General features: G+C 44.4%; 25 protein-coding genes and 1 tRNA gene. 4 read left to right on the top strand and 22 right to left on the bottom strand.

Annotated features, from left to right (window positions below; all coding sequences use genetic code 11):
• Positions 1 to 4: 4 nt before the first annotated feature.
• Positions 5 to 253, bottom strand: coding sequence for a hypothetical protein (locus tag R7070_RS07820; RefSeq protein ID WP_005378271.1), 249 nt, complete (start codon positions 251 to 253; stop codon positions 5 to 7).
• Positions 254 to 1,069: 816 nt separating this feature from the next.
• On the opposite strand from R7070_RS07820, the gene R7070_RS07815 reads away from it, so the two are divergent.
• From R7070_RS07815 to R7070_RS07805, 3 genes are all read left to right on the top strand, one after another.
• Positions 1,070 to 2,401 (top strand): cytochrome ubiquinol oxidase subunit I, encoded by a 1,332-nt coding sequence (locus R7070_RS07815; RefSeq protein WP_005388402.1) that lies wholly within the window; start codon positions 1,070 to 1,072, stop codon positions 2,399 to 2,401.
• Positions 2,402 to 2,403: 2 nt separating this feature from the next.
• Entirely contained in the window at positions 2,404 to 3,396 is a 993-nt protein-coding gene (locus R7070_RS07810) for a cytochrome d ubiquinol oxidase subunit II (RefSeq protein WP_017820054.1), read from the top strand.
• A 349-nt stretch (positions 3,397 to 3,745) separates the two neighbouring features.
• Entirely contained in the window at positions 3,746 to 3,874 is a 129-nt protein-coding gene (locus R7070_RS07805) for a hypothetical protein (RefSeq protein ID WP_005378275.1), read from the top strand.
• A 273-nt stretch (positions 3,875 to 4,147) separates the two neighbouring features.
• Here the strand turns inward: R7070_RS07805 and R7070_RS07800 are convergent.
• The 3 genes from R7070_RS07800 to R7070_RS07790 all read right to left on the bottom strand — a co-directional run bounded on the left by R7070_RS07800 (position 4,148) and on the right by R7070_RS07790 (position 7,752).
• A tRNA-Ser gene (locus tag R7070_RS07800) sits at positions 4,148 to 4,235 on the bottom strand.
• Positions 4,236 to 4,379: 144 nt separating this feature from the next.
• On the bottom strand, positions 4,380 to 4,829 hold the full coding sequence (locus R7070_RS07795) for an L-alanine exporter AlaE (RefSeq protein ID WP_054575116.1): 450 nt from the start codon (positions 4,827 to 4,829) through the stop codon (positions 4,380 to 4,382).
• Positions 4,830 to 5,331: 502 nt separating this feature from the next.
• Positions 5,332 to 7,752, bottom strand: a complete 2,421-nt coding sequence (locus R7070_RS07790) for a hybrid sensor histidine kinase/response regulator (RefSeq protein WP_017820050.1) — start codon at positions 7,750 to 7,752, stop codon at positions 5,332 to 5,334.
• A gap of 51 nt (positions 7,753 to 7,803) precedes the next feature.
• Between R7070_RS07790 and R7070_RS07785 the strand changes: the two genes are divergently transcribed.
• Positions 7,804 to 8,415, top strand: a complete 612-nt coding sequence (locus R7070_RS07785; RefSeq protein WP_005378278.1) for a YecA family protein — start codon at positions 7,804 to 7,806, stop codon at positions 8,413 to 8,415.
• A gap of 73 nt (positions 8,416 to 8,488) precedes the next feature.
• Here R7070_RS07785 and R7070_RS07780 read toward each other — a convergent pair whose 3' ends face one another.
• The 18 genes from R7070_RS07780 to ruvA all read right to left on the bottom strand — a co-directional run bounded on the left by R7070_RS07780 (position 8,489) and on the right by ruvA (position 24,148).
• On the bottom strand, positions 8,489 to 9,655 hold the full coding sequence (locus tag R7070_RS07780) for a glutathionylspermidine synthase family protein (protein ID WP_042522104.1): 1,167 nt from the start codon (positions 9,653 to 9,655) through the stop codon (positions 8,489 to 8,491).
• A gap of 8 nt (positions 9,656 to 9,663) precedes the next feature.
• The gene (locus tag R7070_RS07775) at positions 9,664 to 10,233 is read right to left on the bottom strand and encodes a DUF1190 domain-containing protein (protein ID WP_025766906.1); all 570 of its coding nucleotides are present in this window, start codon (positions 10,231 to 10,233) and stop codon (positions 9,664 to 9,666) included.
• 8 nt (positions 10,234 to 10,241) lie between these two features.
• A complete protein-coding gene (locus tag R7070_RS07770) occupies positions 10,242 to 10,658 on the bottom strand; it encodes a DUF350 domain-containing protein (protein ID WP_005378281.1) in 417 nt (138 codons plus the stop codon).
• Positions 10,658 to 11,701, bottom strand: a complete 1,044-nt coding sequence (locus tag R7070_RS07765; protein ID WP_238852469.1) for a potassium channel protein — start codon at positions 11,699 to 11,701, stop codon at positions 10,658 to 10,660. The genes R7070_RS07770 and R7070_RS07765 overlap by 1 nt, the downstream gene beginning before the upstream one ends.
• A gap of 118 nt (positions 11,702 to 11,819) precedes the next feature.
• Positions 11,820 to 12,881, bottom strand: coding sequence for a quinolinate synthase NadA (gene nadA / locus R7070_RS07760; RefSeq protein WP_158173767.1), 1,062 nt, complete (start codon positions 12,879 to 12,881; stop codon positions 11,820 to 11,822).
• 251 nt (positions 12,882 to 13,132) lie between these two features.
• Positions 13,133 to 13,885: a tol-pal system protein YbgF gene (ybgF, locus tag R7070_RS07755; RefSeq protein WP_005378285.1), complete on the bottom strand. Its 753-nt coding sequence runs from the start codon at positions 13,883 to 13,885 to the stop codon at positions 13,133 to 13,135.
• Positions 13,886 to 13,900: 15 nt separating this feature from the next.
• A complete protein-coding gene (pal, locus tag R7070_RS07750) occupies positions 13,901 to 14,425 on the bottom strand; it encodes a peptidoglycan-associated lipoprotein Pal (RefSeq protein ID WP_005378293.1) in 525 nt (174 codons plus the stop codon).
• A gap of 30 nt (positions 14,426 to 14,455) precedes the next feature.
• A complete protein-coding gene (gene tolB, locus R7070_RS07745; RefSeq protein ID WP_005387925.1) occupies positions 14,456 to 15,808 on the bottom strand; it encodes a Tol-Pal system beta propeller repeat protein TolB in 1,353 nt (450 codons plus the stop codon).
• Positions 15,809 to 15,820: 12 nt separating this feature from the next.
• Complete coding sequence (gene tolA, locus R7070_RS07740; protein WP_042522108.1) at positions 15,821 to 16,888, bottom strand: cell envelope integrity protein TolA; 1,068 nt, start codon at positions 16,886 to 16,888, stop codon at positions 15,821 to 15,823.
• Positions 16,889 to 16,901: 13 nt separating this feature from the next.
• Positions 16,902 to 17,345 (bottom strand): ExbD/TolR family protein, encoded by a 444-nt coding sequence (locus R7070_RS07735; RefSeq protein ID WP_005378298.1) that lies wholly within the window; start codon positions 17,343 to 17,345, stop codon positions 16,902 to 16,904.
• 3 nt (positions 17,346 to 17,348) lie between these two features.
• Positions 17,349 to 18,047, bottom strand: a complete 699-nt coding sequence (gene tolQ, locus R7070_RS07730; RefSeq protein WP_005378301.1) for a protein TolQ — start codon at positions 18,045 to 18,047, stop codon at positions 17,349 to 17,351.
• Positions 18,037 to 18,456: a tol-pal system-associated acyl-CoA thioesterase gene (gene ybgC, locus R7070_RS07725; RefSeq protein ID WP_017820044.1), complete on the bottom strand. Its 420-nt coding sequence runs from the start codon at positions 18,454 to 18,456 to the stop codon at positions 18,037 to 18,039. Before ybgC ends, tolQ begins: the two co-directional genes overlap by 11 nt.
• A gap of 172 nt (positions 18,457 to 18,628) precedes the next feature.
• Positions 18,629 to 18,931 carry a cyd operon protein YbgE gene (gene ybgE, locus R7070_RS07720; protein WP_033905055.1) on the bottom strand — a complete coding sequence of 101 codons (303 nt, stop codon included), beginning with the start codon at positions 18,929 to 18,931 and terminating at the stop codon, positions 18,629 to 18,631.
• The gene (cydX, locus tag R7070_RS07715) at positions 18,924 to 19,031 is read right to left on the bottom strand and encodes a cytochrome bd-I oxidase subunit CydX (protein ID WP_000270284.1); all 108 of its coding nucleotides are present in this window, start codon (positions 19,029 to 19,031) and stop codon (positions 18,924 to 18,926) included. The genes ybgE and cydX overlap by 8 nt, the downstream gene beginning before the upstream one ends.
• A gap of 12 nt (positions 19,032 to 19,043) precedes the next feature.
• Positions 19,044 to 20,180 carry a cytochrome d ubiquinol oxidase subunit II gene (cydB, locus tag R7070_RS07710; RefSeq protein ID WP_006742909.1) on the bottom strand — a complete coding sequence of 379 codons (1,137 nt, stop codon included), beginning with the start codon at positions 20,178 to 20,180 and terminating at the stop codon, positions 19,044 to 19,046.
• 17 nt (positions 20,181 to 20,197) lie between these two features.
• Positions 20,198 to 21,784, bottom strand: coding sequence for a cytochrome ubiquinol oxidase subunit I (gene cydA / locus R7070_RS07705; RefSeq protein ID WP_005378311.1), 1,587 nt, complete (start codon positions 21,782 to 21,784; stop codon positions 20,198 to 20,200).
• 461 nt (positions 21,785 to 22,245) lie between these two features.
• A complete protein-coding gene (gene ruvB, locus R7070_RS07700) occupies positions 22,246 to 23,250 on the bottom strand; it encodes a Holliday junction branch migration DNA helicase RuvB (protein ID WP_005378312.1) in 1,005 nt (334 codons plus the stop codon).
• A gap of 286 nt (positions 23,251 to 23,536) precedes the next feature.
• On the bottom strand, positions 23,537 to 24,148 hold the full coding sequence (gene ruvA, locus R7070_RS07695; protein WP_005378313.1) for a Holliday junction branch migration protein RuvA: 612 nt from the start codon (positions 24,146 to 24,148) through the stop codon (positions 23,537 to 23,539).
• Between the last annotated feature and the right edge of the window lie 66 nt (positions 24,149 to 24,214).

The raw sequence follows: 24,214 nt of genomic DNA, 5'->3' as shown, positions 1-24,214 counted from the left end.
GCCGTCAATACAGGAACCAGTTGGTAGCATATATAACAAGAAGAACGAGAAGACACAAAAGGAATGGCAGAGTTAGCGTCTTCGCAAACTTTTTCATGAGACTTGGGTTATCAAACACCACACCTTCCGCTTCTCTTACCCTTCGCTCTTCGTCAAAATGCCATTTTATGGCTAAGTAGGCTCCTATCCCTAATACAATAAGCTTAAAAGCTCCAGCAAAGTAAGGAAAGAAATTAGCCCAACTGTCATTCATTATCCATCTCCATCAAATTCAATATCAGCTTTGCGGTGGCAGAATCCAAAATTCATGTAGAATGCCCCCCTCAAAGTCAGACTCTCTGGCTAGCGCCAGTCTACTGCTCGAGATAGCTGTCCACAACTCTCTTTACCATATCGGCATCTATTAATTATTTAATAAATAATAAGAAAGACACTAGCACACTTGCTGAAAAGTAAGTGTCAGTTTGGATTGAAACTCATCAGAAATCGAAAATGGTCCGCAGTCGACTTGTTGATCTAGTGAAAGCCGAATTACCTAGCGCCAAATCGTTCGCTAGTATAAAAATGTAGCCTATCGCACTTCTGGTCGAGTGCTAACGAACTTATGATGCATATGTCATTAGCAGTGCAATTTTAAGTTTATCAATTAGCTAAAGTTTCCCACCTTAACTGCCAGTAAGTTTGCTGTGTTTGAGATGATCTCGACATGACTAGTGTATAAATAGTATGGAGGTTCAAAGTGAAGGCAAGGCAATTTTCCTTACTAAAAATATTGTTTTTGTAATTTTATTTCAGGATTATCGAAACCATCATAAGGATAATTCGAACTAATCTTAATCCATGCTCCTTCAGTTACATTTGCTTTCTTTTACTCACTTCTCGCGACTATTAGTGGCATTTTGAGACAATTTCCTACACTCCTTTCTTTCCCTTAGTTGATATAAATCATGGTTAGAAGAAAACAGAATCACCTGTATTTCTCGATACATGAATCCAAACTGCCCGACTTTTCGTAACTAAATTACAGATAGACACGATTTTTAGTATGGCACGTTTTTGAGGAACCAAGATGTTAGATACCCTCATGCTGTCGCGGATCCAGTTCGCGGCCAATATCAGCTTTCACATTCTCTTCCCGACCATCACCATCGCGTTGGCATGGATGTTGGTGTTTTTCAAGTGGCGATATAACCGCACCCAAGCCCCCGTATGGCTCGATGTTTATTACTTCTGGGTCAAGATATTCGCTCTTACTTTCGCCTTAGGTGTAGTATCCGGCATTACGATGAGTTTCCAGTTTGGTACCAACTGGCCAGGCTTTATGGAACGAGTCGGTAACGTAGCAGGACCATTGCTCGGATACGAAGTGATGACCGCCTTCTTTATGGAAGCCACCTTCCTTGGCGTGATGCTTTTTGGACGAGGACGAGTGCCGGAATGGGTTCATACTCTCGCCACCGTTCTGGTTGCTGTTGGGACAAGTATGTCCGCGTTTTGGATTCTAGTGCTTAACAGCTGGATGCACACACCAAGTGGCTATGAAGTGATTGACGGAATTGTACATGTAACCAGTTGGAAGGAAGTTATTTTCAATCCTTCTTTACCTTACCGTCTTCTGCACACGCTATTAGCATCGGCGCTGACTGCCAGCTTCTTGATTGCGGGTATCTCAGCTTATCAAATAATGAAAAAGCCAGATCACCGCTCAGCCAAACTTGGCCTAAAAGTCGCGCTGTTCGCGGCGGCTGGATTCATCCCAATTCAAATCTTTGTCGGTGACCTTCACGGGTTAAACACGCTTGAACATCAACCTGCAAAAATCGCAGCGATGGAAGGCGTGTGGGAGACCGAGCAAGGCGCGCCTCTTCTTCTGTTTGCGATGCCAAATGAAGAAACTCGCAGCAATGATTTTGAAGTGGGCATCCCAAAGCTGGCGAGTTTGATTCTTACGCATGACTTAGATGGGGAAATCCAAGGACTTAACGAGTTTGCACCTGACCACCCGCCAGTGAAGCCCTTGTTCTTTGGTTTCCGCGTGATGGTTGGTGTTGGTGTCCTTATGTTGCTTGTTAGCTGGTATGGCGCGGTGAAGCTAGCACGTAAAAAAGCGCTACCTAAACCTTACCTGTACACGGTATTAGCCATGACGTTCTCTGGTTGGATAGCCACACTGGCGGGTTGGTATGTTACTGAGATTGGTCGACAACCTTGGTTGGTCAGCGGTGTATTGCGAACATCCGAAGCCGTCACCACGGTTGCGAGCAGTAGCGTGATGACTTCGCTCATTATGTACTTAGCCATTTATGCTGCATTGCTGGTTGCGTACATCCATACCCTATTCTATTTGGCGCGCAAAGACGTTGCAGCCCATGAAGTCCCACTGACACAACAAGAGGCCTAATCATGCTCGACTATCTACCAGAAATTTATCTTCTGCTGCTTGGCTTCTCGGTCTTTATGTATGCCGTGCTCGACGGCTACGATCTTGGCGTCGGTATCCTTTTACCGAGTGATAATGAAGCGCAACGTGACCGAATGATAGCGTCTATCGGCCCTTTCTGGGATGCGAATGAAACGTGGTTGGTGTTAGCCGTCGGTATTCTGCTGATTGCCTTTCCTACTGCTCATAGCTTGATTTTGACGGAACTTTACATGCCGACCGCGATTATGCTTATCGCACTGATCATGCGTGGCGTGGCGTTCGACTTCCGAGCCAAAGCGAACTCGGATCATAAACCTCACTGGGATTGGTGCTTCAGAATTGGCTCGTTAGTCACCGCGCTAACCCAAGGCTACATGGTGGGTCGTTACATCATGGGATTTGAACAATCAACCGAAGCATTTGGCTTTGCTTGGTTAAGCGCACTTTGTGTAGCGGCGGCGTACGTTTACATCGGTGGCGCATGGTTAGTACTAAAAACGGAAGGTGATTTGCAAATACGCTCGGCCCGTTGGTCTCGCCGTGCTGGTTGGTTAGCAGCCTTAGGAATCTTGGTGGTTAGCGTTGTAAACCCAATTGTAAATCAACAAGTTGCCTTGCGTTGGTTCAGCTTCCCAGAAATCTTGTTGCTTGCCCCAGTTCCGTTAATTGTATTGGCAACCATCTTCCTAGTTGATCGCTATTTGCGTCAGGTTCCAATGGTGAATGATCTGGGTGTGCGCTGGCCTTTCTTTGGTGTCACTGTCATTTTCGCGTTGAGCTTTCTCGGGCTTGCGTATAGCTTCTTCCCAGAAGTTGTGCCGGGATTAATGACCGCACAACAAGCTGCCTCCTCGCCTGCGACGTTAATAATCGTGGGCTACGGTGTGATGATTGTTATGCCGGTGATATTGCTTTACACCTTTGTGGTATACCGGATCTTCAAAGGCAAAGCGACAGAACTTAGCTACAAGTAGGAAAGGGAATTCCTCAACAAAGCGCCGCTGCTCATGCGGCGTTTTTTTGCAGTACTCAACGACTAAAGTATCTACCCAAGGCGACTGAGTGGGAACGCTGAGAGAATGTAGCGGCAGCCAGTAGTTTGTTCCTAACTAGAACGAGATAACCGTTTCTCAACTATAGCGATACAGGCACAAAAACAGAAAGAATATTTGATGTTACAAAAGGTAGACCGCCACTTTAAAACGCTTTGAGTATTTTTTGCGCTCAATGTGGTGCAAGTATACTTATGCTTTTTATGACTTGTGAACACTCAATTGCATGTTATGTTGCTGTTGAAATCGTACATGAAATAAGGACAAGAACATGAAGATAAGATGCAAAACGACGCAAAGCATTGAAAAATTTAACCCTGATGACCTCAATCTAAACACAGATCTCTTTGGTATGATTGCTGTTGTATTCGTGTTCATGGCTGTTTTGCTTAGCATCTAGTAGCACTACGTTCATTCTTGTGGCCGTATTCATACCTCATGTGATATGGGTGCTAAATTCTAGATTAAAGCGGATGTGCTAACCCGCACCAATCAGATTATGGCTGTCTCTGTATAGCATCTTCAATTTTGGCGTTGTATAGAGGTGAGATGTGAATAGTTGGCTTGTAGATAGAATGGCGCTTGCACCTTGAGCACTCTTGTGTACTTTCAATTACGCATTACTTTAGTGTAGATACGAAAAAAGGCCTGACAAATCAGACCTTTTAGAATGTGGCGGTGAGTGAGAGATTCGAACTCTCGATACGTTGCCGTATACACACTTTCCAGGCGTGCTCCTTCAGCCACTCGGACAACTCACCGAATCAAATTTTGGTTAGCATCATTGGCTAACGAGGCGCTAATTTAATGATTATGTGCCTGATGGTCAAGGCTAAACATAAAAAAAAGCGCCCTTTTCGAATCGATTGCTCACTAAGTAACTAAATTGAGCAAAACTGGGGCATTTAGATGCTTTGAGAATAACCGGGAACACGGAACCAACGGCGGCACATGTCCAAGAAGTACCCATACAACACACCCATGCCACAAGAAATAACAGCGTTACTTGCCACTGCGGTCACAATTTGATCTGTAGACGCGCCAACTGCGAATAAGATACCCGCATAAACTGGAGATTGAAATAGTACATAAGCGACCAGATCAGAGATGTTTTTCATAAAGGAAGACGGTGACACCTTACTACCTTGATGCAGCACCCAATCACGAAAAACCCCATACGGCCAAGCAATGGCGATATTCACTGGAATCGATAGCGTACGCGATGCTAGAGATTGCTCAAATGTCATCCCTGAAATCAAAATCTCGACAATCATCCCTGTGATAAAGCAAAAAACAACCATAGCAAAGGTATCCGCTGCGGCGTGACGAATACAAAATGGTCCACGAGACTTCATTTACAAAACCCTTAAAATCAAACACTGCAATTAATAAAAATAATAAAACTATTAACCACTAAAAAGACACCAAGCCAGTTAATGATGCAATTAGAGCACACAAAAACTAGCTTATGGTTCTGTATTTAAAATTAAGTTGTAAATTTATAACCAACTTTTAAAGTAAAAGTAGTTTTTTTCACCAATGGCGAGTAAAAACGCCTAAAATCACGTAAAAATGGTACAAAAACACGGATTTCACTTACATGAAAAGGGGTTACGATAATTATTTTGACGTAAAGTTAGAACAAAACTCGGACTGTAAACAGTCACTCCTATAGCTTATGCTACCAAGCTGCGAAAATTCAGAGTATTACCGATATAATCACAGTAGAAGGTCTTGCTGCTTTACTCGTAAAAGTAAAACTGCAAGCCTGTTCATTGCAGGTTAGAAGAGTTTGTGACGACGCTGGATGACGTATGAATAGTAAGAACAATTCACAGTTGCGCCATATTGATTCAGTTATGGTGAGGCCAGCAAAATCGTTAATGTATCGATATCATCTTGGTCCGGGGATTGCTGACGCTTTAAGTTACTTCTTATCCGTTCGGCGACTGAAGAAACGTCGCCACTGAGTTCAAGGGGAGCCTCCGCAATGATCGCTGAAATAGCCTCAAGTGCTTCATTAAGATGTCCATTATCTAGAGCGACATAGAAGTTGAGTAACCACTTTTCAGCATTAAAGCTATCTGCTGCATTTCCATCAAAGTCCGATTGGTACTGATATAACTGTGTCGCATGAAGATACAGTGCATCATTTAATTCAGACTCCACTATTGGTTTCGCTATTATGTGGTCTGCTCCTACATTAATCATACGCTCTTGTGTTTCTTTGAACACATCCGCTGTACAGCCAAAAATCAGTACCGACTTAGCAGGTGAACTCATTGCTCGAATGGCTGATATGGCCCCAACGCCATCTAGAACAGGCATATGATTATCCATCAGTATCAAATCAAATGGTTTGATCGCAACCTCATCGACTGCAAGCTGACCATTTTCGACACTTGTGCACTCAAAGCCCTTGGCTCGGAGGAAAGTTTCCATAATGATCGCATTTGTTCGGTTGTCTTCAACAATGAGTGCTTTCAACCCTTTACAGTTCAATTTATGTGTATTGATTGACTCTACTTTACCCGGCTTGCAAGGTGTAAGGGCAATTTCGACAGTAAAAGTCGTTCCAGCGTCCTCCTGACTCTCTACAACCACTTGCCCACCCATATGTTCCGCGATTTCTTTGACTATTGCTAAACCAAGCCCTGTACCACCAAACCGTCTAGTCGTTGATGACTCTGCTTGCTCAAAAGGACGAAAAATGCGTTTTTGTGCCTCTTTTGAAATACCAATCCCTGTATCTTTTACCTTTAGTATCAGCTTGGTGCCAGCCTTACTCGATTTCTCGGCTAGCTCTACCTCTACGATGCCACGATCGGTGAACTTAACAGCGTTATTGAGTAGATTGAACAGTACTTGACGCAAACGGGCTTTGTCATTGTTGTACCAACGACCCGTTGGTAAATGCGAGACTACTCTAAAGCGAAGACCTTTTTCTGCACATAGCGTTTGATAAACACTCTTGATACTGCCGATAATCGACTCAATTGGGAAAGGCTTATTTTCAAACTCAACATGCCCTTGTTCAATTTTTGAGTAATCTAAAATCTCATTGAGTAATGTCATCATGTGATCACCTGAATCATAAAGTGTTCTCAGGTGCTTACGCTGCTCATCGGTAAGTGGTGTTTTTAACAGTATCTGGGCAGTTCCTAGTACACCGTTCATTGGTGTGCGAATCTCGTGGGACAATGTGGCTAAGAATGCCGTTTTAGCGTTTGTCGAAGCCTGAGCTTTTATTCTCTCCTGCTCTAAATAGATCGTCTTTTCATTGAACTTCTCGATAAGCTGTCCGATTTCGTCATCGCTATCGTAGTCAATATCTATGATCCCACCAGTTTTCGAGTCATCAATCTTAGCGGCAATGCGAACAATTGGTTCAACAATATAGCGATTCAGTAAGTAGTAACCGACCAAGACACACAAGAGCAAAAATGGAATGATCCTCCCCTCAACGCTCATCACTTGTTCAAACACTTGATCGGCGACTTTAGCTTTTGCGTTGACAACTTCCATGCGCCAATCGAACTCTCCGAAATCAAGCTCGCTGACATAAATTTCGTCCGTCAGTTGAAAGTTGTGTTCAATAATCACGTTTGAGTCAGCATCGCGAACCACTACCCCCAAAGAATGCTGGTTCGTGTGCTCTCGAATAAACTGAAAAAGTGCATCAAGTGATAGGTCTACCGTTACAACTCCAGCGAATCGACCGTTTTGGTAGTACGGAGAAGACGCGGTAATCATCTGGACCTGAGTAAAGGTATCGATGTAAACCGTAGACCAACTAACAGAACCTACCGGAGCATCGGCGGCAGCGACATACCAGGCTTCATTATCATAACCGCCAGATTCGGGGTTATTGTAGGAGTGAATTTGGTCAATACCACTATCACTGTTTTTATTGAAGAATAGACTTTTATATCTCCATTGTTCTGCTTTTAGTTCGGGTTTAGGCCATACGCCACCACTAACAAGCATCTTGTCACTCAATTGAAGTATATGTGGAATTATTGTGTTGAGAGATTGAATATTTTCAGTCCCTTGGGCTAGCCCTACTAAGCTGCTCAATACACCTGTAGAACTGAGGAGGGGCTCTTTTATCTCAAGAGCCAGGAGTTGGGTACGTAACTCTAGGTTTTGCTCTAGCTTTTGTCTAACCGGTGGCTCAACAACCAAATAGGCGACAGAACCGATAGTGGCGATAAAGAAGCACAGGTAAAGTGTTAGGGCGAGAATGCTTTTTTTTCTAAGTGATGAGCGAATTTCCATAGATGTGTGAATCATTCCCTAATATCGATTTATCACTAATTGATTGGTAAGATGAGCGCAATCAACCAGCCCATTAACAAATGGTATTCTATTTTGAAACTACAAGACATCCTTTCTCTCCCAGAACTTGACGGTAAACTACTAAACCTAGCAAAAACTCAAGGCTTTGTAACAGCGATGGCTGCAGCGCCAAACGTATTAATGCCTCAAGAGTGGTTGCCATTCTTATGGGGTGGAGAAGAAACAGCGCCATTTACTGACGGTGAACAACTAGAGCAGTACATTGACGAGATTGTACAAATGTGGAACCAAACTCGTCCCGCTCTCCTAGAAGGCACTTGGCAGTGGCCTGCAGGGTGCGCGCTAGATGAGCAAGACATTGTAACAAGTCAGGCTCGCGATTTCTGTGAAGGTGTATTACAAGGCTGGCAACTTGCGCGTGATGACTGGGAAACGTTGATGCCTGAGGATAGCGAAGATAATGCCCTACTCGGTGGTGTTTTACTTTCTCTTACTATGCTTTACGACCCAGAAACAACCATTGAAACATTGGCCGAACAAGGTATGGAAGGCTTAGAGCAGTTTGAAGAGATCTTCAATGCAATGCCAGTGATGTTATGTGGTCTTACCCAGCGCGGTGTTGCATTAGCTGAAGAACAATAGACGCAACGCTGTCGACCATCAAGATTGAACGGCTGAATAGACAAAAAGCTCTCCAAATGGAGAGCTTTTTTGATCATGTTAAAATTACATGTGGAATATACCGCGCCATATCTTGAGTCACTAAGCTACTGTCTTCCCTAATCGAAATACCGGCAGCTCTATCATTGACCAACCAACTGCCAATTAACGTATGGTTGTGCCCAAACTTAGGTAGTGGATGGTATTGCTGGACGATATTGAATTTAGATTCATAAGGCCCTGACGTTTTAACAAAACGTTTTCCATCGATGACGATCTCGATGTTCGCGCCCTCTCGAGAAAATAGTGGCTTGATGACATAATCTCTCATAGTGTTCGCTTTTGAATCGTTAGCAAAATAAGCGGGCAAAAGGTTCGGGTGATTAGGAAAGCGCTCCCACAATAACGGTAAAAGTGCTTTATTGGATAGAATCGACTTCCACATCGGTTCTAACCAGTTTACGTTCGCAGTCGCTAAGTACTTCGCATATTCCTCTTCAAACATAAACTCCCAAGGGTAAAGCTTAAACATCCAACGAATCGCTCTGTCGTCAGCATCCACAAACAGACCATCTTCCGTCACTCCAATATCTTCGACATGCACGAATGCCGTTGCTAACCCTGCCTCTCGCGCGCAATCCTCTAAATACTGGACAGTCCCTTTATCTTCTTCAGTGTACTTGCAGCAGCTAAAGTGAAGTGTTTGTCCTGGTTGGTATTTTGCTATTTCGGCAAAGCGCTCGATCAAAAAGTCTTGAAGAATATTGAATTGATCCGCGCTCTGGTGAACTCGACCTTTATTTACAACATCTTCTAGCCACACCCACTGCCAAAAGCCAGTTTCAAACAAGCTGGTTGGCGTATCCGCATTGTTTTCCAGTAATTTTGCTGGCGAGGTCCCGTTGTACGCGAAATCCAGCCGCGAATAAAGCGAAGGTTCGCTTCGTCTCCATGAAGAAGCGACCTGCTCCCACATAGATTCAGGGATCGCACATTGCGTCAGCAACCGCTCACTCCGAACGACTTCATCCACAATAGCCAGGCACATCTGATGCAGCTCTTCAGTGGGCGCTTCTATATCGCGCTCAATTTGCTCCAGCGTGAATTGATAGTAAGCACTCTCATCCCAATACGGTTGGTCATACATGGTATGGAAACCAAAACCAAACTGGCGTGCTAATTCACGCCAGTTTTCGCGCTCTTGTATTTCTCGTCGAAACATAGTTCTTTTTAACCGCCTCGACTGACCGACACCGCTTTACCAAACCCGCCTCGAGACATCGCCCTGCCAATGGTGCCGCCACCACGTTTATTAAGGCTATTCGTCGCAACTTTGGTCGGCTGATTTCGGTAGGAGCCAAAGAATTGTCCTGCTCCATTATAGAATTTGGATTTATAACGGTACATCGGCTCTGAGTAATAGCTCTTGTTATAACCTTTCAACCCGCTTAATGAGCGACTGTAAAAAAAACCGCCAAAGTTAGGTACATAAGCTCGGGAACTGGAACTGTAGTAACAATCATCCTCGTAGAAATCATTCTCGCATTCGAACTCGCTGCGGTAGCGAGGGGCATTTTGTTCGGCACGAGCTAAAGCTTCTTGGTATGCAATGTCACACTGTTCACTAAACTCAGGCGAGTTAGATTTACACTCATCGGCATCAGAAAAAATGTACCCTTCTGTTTTTGACTCGTACGTAGCAAAGAAGAAAATACCACCAAAGGCAGCAAAGGGAAGAATTTTCCCAAGCTTTAAGCTTTTGTCCATGGAAGAACGTTTAACGTTAGAACTCCGCTTCATCGTTCCTCCTAGTAGGTCATGCACGCGGCATTCAATACGCCAACCGAAACAGAAACTGCTGCTAATACGATACCGGCTGGCAGTTCATCTTTTTCGATACGCTCTGCCACTTTCGGAAGTAAAATAAAGCGTACAATTGCAAATGCGATAATTTGAGCAAGCATTGCGACAACGCCCCACACCATAAAATCGACGATATTGACCGAGTTTTTTGCCGCCCCCGAAATCGCGAGACAGTAACCAAGGAAGGCCCCACTTAGCGCAATCGCTGCTGCTGTATTTTGTTTTTCTTTGATCAGATGCCACTCATCGTATGGCGTCAACTTGACGTAGATGAACTTAAACGCCAATACAAAAATAATAGAAACAGAGAAATAGAGTAAAAAGTTTGGGAAGCCTGCTAACAGGCCAGCAATCATGTGCATTATTGTTCCTTGTTCATTTCTTTCCAGGCAAAATCTTCAATACGTTCATCTGCAATGTAAAACAGCTTGGTACTCGCGGGTACTTCAGCATCTAAATCTGGGTTGAGTTGAATACCATCGCCAATATCAAAAGCAATCAGCGTGGCATGATGGCGTCTTTTGAGAAAAACGAAGAGATTCTCAATAGTGGTGGCAGACTGCTCCTCAGGATAAATAACTGAGTATTGCGTCATACCTCGTGTTGAAGCCAAAAGCTCCTGATGAAGCGCACTTGAGCCCGGGTCAACCGCCGCTTTTGCCAACATTTCTGCGCCAACAGCAGGTATGCATTCCGCTTTCGGGCAATGCTGACTTAGAAGTCGGCCTAGCGCTTCATCTTTAAAGTAAGCGACCAAATGAGCGGAAGGGTTTACAGATGCGCAGTACAGAGCGGCTGACAAGGTAATGTCGTCCGAGAGATTATCCACAATAATGCAAGCGGCTTCGGCAATATTGGCGTTTTTCATCTCTTGCGAATCGGTATAACTGGTCACTTTGATAAAACTGATTTCGCCAGGTAACGGGTTCTCTATTTCTGAACGGCTGCATAAAACAATCGGGCGCTTTCCCTCTTCTTCATGTTGTAACATGCGAATAAGGTGCATCGTTCTCGATCCATTCCAGCCCAACAATACAATATGGTTTTCCACTCTTACTCTCCGTTTTCCTAAAATACCCGCTCGCCAATAGTCCATCGCTGCTCCAGCGACACGCCCCAATAATGCGGCGAATAAGCTCAAACCGCCGGGGATTACAAATAGTACGACAACCCATTTACCCAAATCTGTTACAGGAGAATGGTCGCCATAACCCACCGTACTCGCCGTAACCATGAGGTAATAGATAAAGTTAGCGAAACTGTCTGTTAATGCGGTTTCACCAGCGAGAACCAGCAGCCACCATGAAAGGCTCACATATAAGCCACTAAAGATGAGAAGGCTTCGGTTGCTCAATTTAAGAAGGTGGGAACTAAGCCACTTTTTAACTACTAACCACACCGCCATAAATTTATGACCTCGATATTCATTGATTGCATCAATAGTAACTCATTGATAGTAAGACACAAAAAAACCAGCCATATTCGGCTGGTTTTTGAGATTTACTTTCAGTTACGCCTACTTTTTAAGCATTACCTTTCACTTGCATATTTAGCTGCTCAGCAAAACCTAGCATGCGGTTAAGCGGTATAAGGGATTTAACACGCAGTTCTTCGTCAACAAAAATCTCGTGCTCTTCACCACCTTCACTAAGCGCTTTCTCAATTGCTTTCAAACCGTTCATTGCCATCCAAGGACAGTGTGCACAGCTGCGACATGTTGCGCCTGCACCTGCGGTTGGCGCTTCGATAAGTTCTTTCTCTGGCACAAGTTGCTGCATTTTAAAGAAAATGCCTTTGTCTGTCGCAACGATCATTTGTTTGTGAGGAAGCTCTTTCGCTGCTTTGATCAGCTGACTCGTTGATCCAACGGCATCGGCAAGTTCTACGACGCTTGCTGGTGACTCAGGGTGAACCAAAATAGCCGCATCTGGATACACGCTCTTCATTTTTCGTAGCGCATCAGCAGAGAACTCATCATGAACCACACACTCACCCTGCCAAAGCAGCATATCTGCGCCAGTTTTGTTAGCGATGTACGATCCTAGGTGACGGTCTGGTCCCCAAATAATTGGCTTATCTTCAGCGTCTAAGTGTTCCACGATTTCAAGCGCAATACTCGATGTAACGACCCAGTCGGCACGGGCTTTAACCGCTGCTGAGGTGTTTGCGTAAACTACAACCGTATGATCAGGGTGAGCATCACAAAACTCGCTGAACTTATCCGCAGGACAGCCAAGGTCGAGCGAACATTCCGCTTCCAACGTTGGCATTAGAATGCGCTTTTCTGGTGTCAGAATTTTTGCCGACTCGCCCATAAAGCGAACACCACCAATAATCAATGTACTTGCAGGGTGACGATTACCAAACTTCGCCATTTCCAACGAGTCACCAACAAACCCGCCAGTGTCTTCAGCTAGGGCTTGAATCTCAGGGTCGGTATAATAGTGTGCGATAAGTACCGCATCTTTTTCTTTGAGTAACTTTTTAATACGCTCAATGTAAGATGCTTTTTCTTCTTCGCTTAATGGAACTGGTTTCGGTGGGAATGGGTAAACAGTGTCGATTTTATCTAATATATGGCTCATTGCTCTTGCTCTACGCAACTTCCTTTAATCCGAGTATTGTAACCTCGTTAATTTTCAAAAACCAACTTGTCGCGGGGATTTCTAGCGGTCTAGCCGTATATCTTTGTTACAGGTAGCATTTCCGAGTAGCGAAATTCGGTGCAACACAAGGTCAGAGGCTCTGCATCATTGCTATCGACTTAGCCGTTCTGCACCAACAAAAAATGGAAAAGAAAAAGGAAGCCGAGGCTTCCTTTTCAAAACATAACGTCTTACAGCTTAGAGCTGGCAAGTTTTGCAGATGCACTACCTGGGTATTCATCAACCACTTGTTGGTAGTACTTTTTCGCTTGAGCTGCATTGTTATTACGCTCAGCGATTTCGCCTAACTTAAGCAACGCATCGGCTCGCTTGTTGGAGTCTTTATAAGACACAACAGCGGCAAAACTTTTCACTGCATCCTCATCCTGCTTTTTAGCGAAGTACAACTGACCTAACCAGTAGTGAGAATTCGCTGAATATGTAGAATCAGGATAATCTTTCTGGAACTGCTGGAACGCTGCAATTGCGCCAGTGTAATCACGCTTTTTGAGAATGAGGTCAACTGCATTCTGATATGCCGTTTGCTCATCAACATTTGGAGTGTACTGGCCACCTGTTTTCACAGGTTGTGCTTCTTGTGCAGGTGTGGATTTTATCTCTCCACGAACACGATCCAGCTCGACAAACAACTCACGTTGACGTTGCAACATTTGTTTCATTTCGTAGCTATTTCGCTCTAATTGACCACGCAATTCACTGATCTCTTGTGACATTTGGTCAATTTGCTGTTGCATTTGGAGCTGAACGCGATTGCGATTTTGTAGCAAACGTTCTAGACGTTCTACTTCCGTTTCAGATGAACGGCTCTTAGAGACAGATGATGTGCTGTTGAGATCGGATACTGGAGCTGGTGCAGCGAACGCAAAGTTCGCTGCACTTGCCAGTAACGTAAGCGCAACAGCGCGCTTAGTGTTACTGAACATGAGGATTACCTCGAATTAGTATACTAGAACCGCGCGACGGTTCTTAGCGTAAACTTCATCTGATTGACCTAGAAGAAGTGGCTTCTCTTCACCGTAGCTAACGATTGAGATTTGGTCAGCTTGAACACCTAGTGCTTGTAGGTAGTTCGCTACTGCTTGTGCACGACGCTCACCTAGAGCAATGTTGTACTCAGGTGTACCGCGCTCATCAGCGTGACCTTCGATAGTTACGTTAAGTGCTGGGTTCTTGCTTAGGTAAGAAGCGTGAGCCGCTAGCATCTCTTCGTAATCTGCTGCAATTGTTGAGTTGTCAAAAGCAAAGTAGATTGTTTGAGTTTCACGTAGCGCTTGCTCTTTTAGCTCTTGCTCTGTCAACTGACCGCTTTGATCAATTGGCGTAGCTACTGTTGTTTCCACTGCGCCATTGTTGTTTGTTGCTGCACCAGTGTTAGAAGCAGCGTCGTCGCTTGAACTACACGCTGTAACAGCCATTACAGGAAGCGCGATTAGTAGCCCTTTTAGAACCTTGTTCAGTTGCATCTTATTTTCCTTTATTAATCAAACTTATTACTACAAAAACGGTGACCATGCAGGCGCTCGAACACGCCCATTTGTTGCCGGTAATCTAGCTTTGAATCGACCATCAATTGACACCATCGATAGTACGTTTTTCTTGTTGTAAATCGAGCTATACACAACCATGCCACCGTTTGGGGCAATACTAGGAGACTCATCAAGCAAGGTCTTAGTTAAGACTTGAAGAGCACCAGTTTCCAAATCTTGTTTCGCCAAATTAAATCCTGCGTTGCTGCGGTTCACCATAACTAGGAATCGCCCATCAGGAGTAATCTGACCACCCAAATTTTGGCTGCCTTGCCAAGTCAAACGGTCAATAGAACCGCTGCCCAAATTTACTTGATAAATCTGTGGTTTACCACCCCTATCCGATGTGAAAATCAACGATTTTCCATCCGGATGCCAGAACGGTTCCGTATTATTTGATCTGCCACGCGTAATTTGCGTCAGCTTACGAGTGTTAAGGTCAAACGTATAAACATGAAGCGAGCCTGTTTTAGAAAGAACAATCGCTAACTTATTGCCATCTGGCGAAAATCTTGGCGCACCATTGTGACGTGGGTATGAAGTAATTTTCTCACGTTCACCGGTGTAGATGTTCATGATGAAGATTTCTGCTTGGCCATTTTGGAAGCTAACATACGCAAGCTTTTTACCATCTGGTGACCACGCTGGTGACATTAATGGTTGCTTAGAACGTAAAACCAGACGCTCATTATAGCCATCGTAATCAGCGACTCGAAGTTGGTAAGGGAAACGGTCTTTATCGTTCACTACCACATATGCGATACGAGTCATGAAAGCGCCACGGTCGCCAGTTAACTGTTCATACACCAAATCAGAGATACGGTGAGCGTACTCACGCATACGAGGCCCTTGAACAGTGGCTACTTTATTGAACAGCACATGATCTTTTGACAGAACCAATTCACCGTCACTACCAAGCGCCTTACTCTTCCCACCTGTTAACTGACCACGCACAATATCAACAAGTTGATAGTTGATAACGTAGTCACCTTGGTCGTTTTGCTTGATTGAACCAGTCAATAGCGCATCCACACCTAAATTGGTCCAAGCATCAAAATTAACTTCTGATTCACTGAACGGTGTTTGTGGCATTTTGCTCGTTGGAACTGGGCTGAATTTACCACTACGTTGTAAATCCGAGGCGATAACAGCAGAAACATCCGTTGGAAGCGCTTGTGTGCCCTCCCACTTAAACGGAACAACAGCAATTGGTCGTGCTGAATCAATACCATCGGTAATGACCAACTCTAATGCGGCATTCGCCACATTTGTCATACTGCTAAACAGTACAAACATTCCTAGTAAAAGGCGTCTAATCACGTCTTATTCCTTTTAGTCCAAAGCAACAGTTATGTTGATGTCTTTTAGTCTTTCATTGACCGCTGATTCTGAAGATTTAGGGAACGTCCCTACCTGAGCTATTGCTCGCTTCGCCGCAGCACATACTCGAGTATCGCCACTCAAAACGGTAACACCAGAGACCATCATATCAGTTCCTGTCGGAATCAATTTGATGTTTACCCTACACTCCTTTCCCAGCAAGTAGTCATCCTTAATCAGCTTTTGCTGAATATTTTGAGTATAGATGGATGACATACGAGAAAGTTCGTCGTCAATAAATTGATTGCGCGCAGCACTGTTTTTACTGACCTCATCCTCGAGACCCGCAAAAATATCATCTAACGCGGCTTCTTGAGCTTTACGCTCACGCTCGGCACGCTCAGCTGCTTCTCTCGCTTTACGCTCTCGCTCCGCTGCCTCTTTTGCCGCTTTCTCTTTTGCAATGCGCTCTTGTTCAGCTTTTTCAGCAGCTTCACGCTCACGACGTGCTTTTTCTTCCGCTTCTTTTGCTGCTTTTTCACGAGCCAAACGTTCTTGCTCAGCTTTTGCTATAGCCGCTTCTTTTGCTAAACGCTCCTGCTCAGCTTTACGCACGGCTTCTTCTTTTTCCTTGCGCTCTTTTTCTAGCTTAGCAGCTCGCTCTTTTTCTTTGCGAACACGTTCTTCTTCCTGCTTGCGCTCTTGCTCTTTTTTCTTACGTGCAGCTTCTGCTTCTCGCGCCGCTTGAGCATCTTTCGCTTGCTGCTCTTTCAACTTGCGAATTTGCTCTTCTTCAGCTTTGCGGTTTTTTTCTAGCTGCTCTGCTTCGCGTCTCAGTTTATCAAGACGCTCTTGTTCTTTTTTCGCTGCCTTTTCGCGTTGCTGGCGAATTTCTTTCGCTTGTTGCTGCACAAGTTTTGGATCGATGACAACAGCTTGAACCATTTGCCCTGTAGGCTCTGGTTTAGACATGTTGAAGTCCGTCCCCCAAAGCAGGGCTGCAACTAGAATTGCATGCAAACCAACCGATATTGCTATCGGTTTGGCGTATTGGTTGGGTTTCTTCTTGTGATCTTTCATAGATAATTGATGTCTATTCCCTGATATCGGTCATTAGACCTACCTTAGGGATACCAGCTCGACTTAGTTCATCTAGCAATAGAACAACATCGGCATATGGTGTTGCCGCGTCGCCACCTACCGCAACTGGTGAATCCGGCTTAACCTCTCGCTCCGCTTTCACTCGCACAATAACATCTTGCAACGACAAACCTCGCTGAACTTCTTCATCATTTACGCTTAGGCCTAAATTACCCTCGCTATCAATTTCGATGATAATAAAGCTACTGTCAGTCTCGCCAGCAAGGTCTTGCATAGATTCTGCGGTCGATGTTTTCGGAAGATCAACGTCGACGCCTTGAGTCACAAATGGAGCGGTCGCCATAAAAATGATCAACAGTACGAGCATTACGTCGATATACGGAACAACGTTGATCTCCGCTGTCATTTTTCGCTTTTTAGGTTGATAACCCGCCATGCTTTATTCCTTATCCGCGCTGTCTCGGCCAGCCATCGCTTGACGATGAAGGATGCTGTGGAATTCTTCAGAAAATGTTGCGTAAGTGTGCTCTAGTTTACTCACTTTATTACTTAGGCGGTTGTACGCCATTACTGCCGGAATAGCCGCAAATAGCCCCATCGCTGTCGCGATAAGTGCCTCGGCGATACCCGGTGCAACCATAGACAACGTAGCTTGCTTTACTTCACCCAGCGCAATAAAGGCGTGCATGATGCCCCAAACGGTACCAAATAGGCCGATATAAGGGCTTATAGAACCGACTGTTGCCAAAAACGGTAAGCTTGTTTCTAGCTCATCTACTTCACGAGAAACAGCAACGCGCATTGCGCGGCCAGTGCCTTCCATGATGTAAGCTGGTGAATTTGCGTTGCTCTTACGTAGGCGAGCAAACTCTGTAAAACCTGCGTAGAAGATTTCTTCTGTGCCTTCAATTTCGTCTTTACGCGCTTTTACTTTTTGGTAAAGCTGAGAAAGATCAGTACCCGACCAAAATTTGTCTTCAAACTGCTCTGCATTTTTTGAAGCTTGAGAAAGCACTTTGCTGCGCTTGATGATCATTGCCCATGACACAATTGACATGCCAAGCAACGTCAGCATCACAAGCTTTACCAACAGACTGGCCTGAAGAAAGAGATCTAAAATGGAAATATCAGCAGTCACTATTTGTTAGCTCCGAATTTATAAAGGTTGGAATAGCTATTGGTTTCATTTTCTTATTATCGATACATGCTACCTTAACCGAGGCCTTGCACAATATCTTGCCTTGATCATTGACCAACTCTTGACAGAATTGCAGAGAAGCACGTTTTATTTCTGACACTCGGGTTACGACTGTCAGATGCTCGTCCAGCCTAGCCCCTTGGTTGAAATCGATATCCATGTGTCGGACAACAAAGCCGATATTTTGTTCCAGTAACACATGTTGAGAAATGCCTTTAGCACGTAACATCTCTGTCCGTGCGCGCTCAAAGAATTTTAGATAATTAGAATGATATACAACACCGCCCGCATCAGTGTCTTCATAGTACACGGTGATCGGCCAGTGAAAGAGATTTGATGTGCCTTGCAAGGGAGTACCAATATATTCAATTCTTTAAAGTAATTACTATAACTGAAGCGACAGCAATTGGTACCGAGCTAAGGAAATATTTTTGAAATTTGTAGAAAAAATAAAAGCTAGGCGAGATACCTAGCTTTTATTCGATGATTTAGTAACCGACTTTATTACAGCATATTTCAGTCTAAATGAAATAAAGTGCCGTTAGATAAATTAAGATAGCTAACGAGAAATAAGGACTAAACAAAACTTGCCAGTACCAGTTTCTTGGCTTGAAGCCCACCCCATACACCATGCTTGAACATACAGACCAAATCAGTGCTGGTGCGATGATTGAGTTAAAACCACCAATTGCTTGATGGTAAGCTTCAGGGTCCCACATCACCAATCCTATGTGCATAAAGCCAAGGATGAGAGATAAGACTCGTAGCAGAGTCTTATCCATTGGTGCGTGAAGTTTCGCTACCTTATCAGCGAGGTTACTCACTGTCTTTATCCATCATTTCTGAGTGCTCTAGCCAAAGAGCGTTGATGATACCGAATGCACAAGCAAGTAGTACACCTAGAATCCATGCGAAATACCACATAGTAAATGCTCCTTAGTAAAGTGAGTTTTTGTTGTCTTCAATGTACTGGTCATCAAGGCGACCAAACATCTTGTAGTAAGTCCAAGATGTGTAACCAAGGATGATTGGCACCATAACAAACGCAACGCCTGTCATTAGGTTCAGAGTCAGCTCAGATGACGTTGCATCCCACATTGTTAAGCTGTGGCTTGGCATTAAGTCTGAAGGCATGATGAATGGGAACATCGCAAAACCTGCAGTAAAGATAACACCAGCAACACCCAAGCTTGAAGTAATGAACGAAATCGCACATTTTTCAAGACGAGATGCCAATACAGCGAGAAGCGGCATTGCAACACCTAATACAGGAGCAGCCCATAGTAGTGGGTAGTTTTCAAAGTTCTTCATCCACGCACCAGCTTCACGGATAACCTCTTTGTTTAGAGGGTTAGAAGCAGCGTTAGTGTCGATACCGCCAACAATGACGTAGCCATCGATATTTTGGATCCAGAAACCAGCCGCTACAAACGCAGCAACCGTCAGTAAACCAGCCAACTGAGCAACGTTGCGCGCACGCACATGCACTTCGCCTGTTGTTTTCATTTGTAGCCAAGTAGAACCTTGCATCAAAATCATGAACAAGCTTACTAGACCACACAACAGTGCAAATGGGTTTAGTAGACCAAAGAATGAGCCATGGTATGTTGGCATCAAGAACTCACTCAATTGGAATGGTACACCTTGTAGAAGGTTGCCAAACGCTACACCAAAGATGATTGGCGGAACAAAACCACTGATTGAGATACAGATATCCCAGGTATTGCGCCATTTTGGATCTTCGATTTTAGAGCGGTAGTCTAGGCCCAGAGGACGAAGCCATAGCGCTGCTAGTGTCAAAATCATCGCTAAGTAGAAGCCTGAAAATGACGTTGCGTAAACCAAAGGCCAAGCTGCGAACAGTGCACCACCAGCAGTGATAAGCCAAACTTGGTTACCATCCCAGTGAGGAGCAATTGAGTTAATCATGACACGGCGTTGCGTGTCGTTTTTACCGATGATAGGTACAAGCGCGCCTACACCCATATCGAAGCCGTCTGTTACTGCAAAACCAACTAGTAGAACACCGATTAGTACCCACCAGATGAGTCGCAAGATTTCGTAATCAAACATCTTGTTATCTCCTTACCTTACGCTTCTACTTGGCGACTAACTTTGTCTTCAACAGAGTCAGCATTTTGCTCGAAGTGGTAGCGACCCGTTTTCAGGCTACTTGGGCCTTTACGAGCGAATTTCAACATTAGGTAAACTTCTGCAATCAGGAATACCGTGTATAGCGCCAGAATTGCGAAGAGTGAAGTCCAGATTTCACCTGCAGTTAGTGCAGAAGCTGCAACATGCACTGGTAAAATTTCACCTACAGCCCAAGGTTGACGGCCGTACTCAGCGACGAACCAACCCGCTTCAATTGCAATCCAAGGTAGTGGAATGCTAAATAGTGCAGCTTTTAGAATCCATTGTTTCTGCTCAATCTTCTGACGACACGTTTGGATAAACGCCGCACCAAAGACAAACAACATGATGAAGCCACAAGCAACCATGATACGGAATGACCAGAATAGCGGCCATACTGTTGGGATTGAGTCGTCCGCAGCAGCTTGGATTTGCTCTTCTGTTGCATCAACAACATTGTCTGTGTAGCGTTTTAGAAGTAGACCGTAACCTAGGTCACCTTTCACTTCATCAAACGCAGTCATGTTTTCTTCTGACTTATCGCCCGCACGAAGCTTCTCTAGAAGTTCATAAGCGTACATGCCGTCACGAATACGATCGACGTGTTCATCACGTAAATCACGAAGACCTGTTACTTGCTCATCAAAAGAACGTGTCGCGATAATACCCATTACGTAAGGGATCTTAATTGCGTAATCGGTATGCATCGTTTCCTGGTTAGGAACACCAAATAACGTAAATGCGGCAGGTGCAGGTTCAGTGTGCCACTCTGCTTCAATTGCAGCGAGTTTCACTTTTTGAACTTCACCAAGCTCGTAGCCAGATTCGTCACCAAGAACGATGGTAGATAAGATAGCTGCAATACCGAAAGAAGCAGCAATAGCAAACGAACGACGAGCAAACGCAATGTCACGACCTTTTAATAGGTAGTATGAACTGATGCCTAGAATAAACATTGCGCCACAAGTGTAACCAGAAGCAACCGTATGCACGAACTTAACCTGAGCAACTGGGTTTAGTACAACCTCAGAGAAGCTCACCATTTCCATTCGCATGGTTTCGAAGTTGAAATCTGCGCCTACTGGGTTTTGCATCCAGCCGTTTGCGATAAGAATCCAAAGAGCAGAGAAGTTAGAGCCTAGTGCCACAAGCCAGGTAACCGCTAAGTGCTGGCGTTTAGATAGACGATCCCACCCGAAGAAGAATAGACCAACAAAAGTTGACTCCAGGAAGAATGCGACAAGTGCTTCGATCGCTAGCGGTGCACCGAAGATATCACCTACATAGTGGGAGTAGTAAGACCAGTTCGTACCAAACTGGAACTCCATGGTAAGGCCTGTCGCCACACCAAGTGCAAAGTTAATACCGAATAGCTTACCCCAGAACTTGGTCATGTCCTTATAGATTTGCTTGTTCGTCATTACGTACATCGATTCCATAATGGCCAGAAGGAAGGCCATACCAAGGGTCAATGGTACGAATAGGAAGTGATACATCGCTGTCAGTGCAAACTGCAACCGCGATAGATCAACTACGTCAATCATGGTAACTCCTATGTGTCGGCTGAATGACACTCTCTACATATTGCAATCCATATTCAGGTGTTATTTACACTTGAAAAATGTTGAATTATCACAACTCATTGTTGCAAAAATGTGCTTCATTGGTTAGTTAATTGTTAAGCATCAGCTAATATAGCTGGGGCTAATATTACTTGTAAAAACAGATTGTTTCAAAAGGTTTATAGCCGTAACGCGCTTTGATATACATCAATGTTTATGCGCGGAATTTGCACAAAAATCCATCACATTGATCTAGATCAACCAGTATTGGATACGGATGTTAAGAGAGAGTAATCAGGAGAGAAATTAACCAGTTGCAAGCAAACATCGAGTTAACAATCAATGCTTTTTACTTACTAAACCAGTATGAGAAAAAATTCAAAAAATGTGAGTTTGGTCAACTTTAATGAAGCACTGGGCAACAAAGGCCCAGCGAGGGAATCTTATTTTTCAATTCCGAAATGCAAATACGCACGATCTGTCGCGATTCTTCCACGCGGAGTGCGTTGTAAATAACCTTGCTGAATAAGATAAGGTTCAAGAACGTCTTCAATAGTGTCCTTTTCTTCACCTATCGCCGCTGCCATGTTGTCGAGCCCGACCGGACCACCACCAAATTTTTCCATAATCGCGAGTAGTAGCTTACGGTCCATGTAATCGAAGCCTTCGGCGTCCACATCAAGCATATTCAACGCCTTATCGGCAACATCGGCACAAATGTGACCATTGCCTTTTACTTCCGCATAATCACGAACACGGCGTAGCAAACGGTTAGCAATACGTGGTGTGCCACGCGCACGTCTTGCCACTTCCAATGCACCTTCAGGTTCCATTGATAAACCTAAACAATCCGCGCTTCGCTGCACGATATCTTGGAGGTCTTTTATCTTATAAAACTCAAGGCGCTGAGTAATACCAAAACGATCGCGTAATGGTGACGTTAAAGAGCCAGCTCGGGTCGTTGCACCAATCAAAGTAAACGGCGGCAAATCGATCTTAATAGAACGAGCGGCCGGACCTTCACCGATCATAATATCCAGTTGATAATCTTCCATCGCCGGATACAGAACCTCTTCAACCATTGGGCTTAAGCGGTGAATTTCATCAATAAATAGAACGTCATTTTCTTCTAGGTTGGTTAGTAACGCGGCTAAATCGCCTGCTTTTTCAAGAACTGGCCCTGAAGTAGTACGGATGTTTACTTCCATCTCGTTGGCGACAATATTTGCTAGCGTGGTTTTACCCAAACCCGGAGGGCCAAAAATTAACAGGTGATCAAGTGCTTCGCTACGTAACTGAGCAGCTTTAATGAAGATCTCCATTTGGTCACGGACATGGTCCTGACCTTGGTAATCCGCTAATTTTTTTGGCCGAATAGCACGGTCAATGACATCTTCATCACGAAAGGCAGGGTTTTCTGGCGCGATTAAACGATCGGCTTCAATCATCTTTTTACCTTGAAAAATGGTTACCTGAGAGAATAATGCCGCTCGTTTAACAGCAAGTGGCATATTTCTATATCTCGTCATCCTGTACAGCGACGAAGGAGCGTGATACAGGATCTTCTATCCGAGCGGTTTATGGTCAAATTGTTTCATTAACCGCTCAGCGTGCTGCTATTAGATTCCCAGTCTCGCTAGGCTCGCTGGAATGACACAAAAAACATCGTTAAGCGATTGGCATTAACCTTAGAGAATGAGTTATCTTGAACAAATGCTCACTGTGAAACCAGCGTTACACCATTGATTTTAGAGCTTCACGGATCATTTGCTCACTGCTCATGTCCGGTTTAGCAATTTGAGACACCACTTTCGATGCTTGAGTCGGCTTGTAACCCAAAGCTAGAAGTGCGCTAATTGCCTCTTCTTCCGCGTTGTTGGATGTCGCACCAGAATCCGCAGGAGCAGCATCCGTAAATGGTGTAAATAGATCGCCAGCGCCCCACCCTTTCAATCGGTCTTTCATTTCAACAACCAATCGCTCTGCGGTTTTCTTGCCAACGCCTGGAAGCTTAACCAGCGTAGAAACGTCTTCATGTTCCACACAAGTAACAAATTGCGTTGCTGTCATACCAGAGAGAATACCAAGACCGAGTTTAGGACCAACGCCATTGGCTTTGATCACTTCACGGAAAAGTGCTCGTTCTTTTACTGTGTTGAAACCGTATAGCAATTGTGCATCTTCACGGACGACAAAGTGAGTATAAATAATGGCTTCTTCGCCAACATTTGGCAGCTCGTAAAAACAGCTCATTGGCATCTGGACTTCATAGCCAATGCCATTAACTTCAATTAATACTTCAGGTGGTTGTTTTTCAATCAGTATGCCACGAAGACGTCCAATCACTATAAATACTCTTTGGAAATGAATTTGCGACAGGATAATAAAGAACTGGATAGACATCCAGTTAAT

This window comes from Vibrio sp. 1557, assembly GCF_033340175.1.
Classification (GTDB): domain Bacteria; phylum Pseudomonadota; class Gammaproteobacteria; order Enterobacterales; family Vibrionaceae; genus Vibrio; species Vibrio alginolyticus.
The sequence above is the reverse complement of the archived record's forward strand: the minus strand, read 5'-3'. Positions and strand labels throughout refer to the sequence as shown.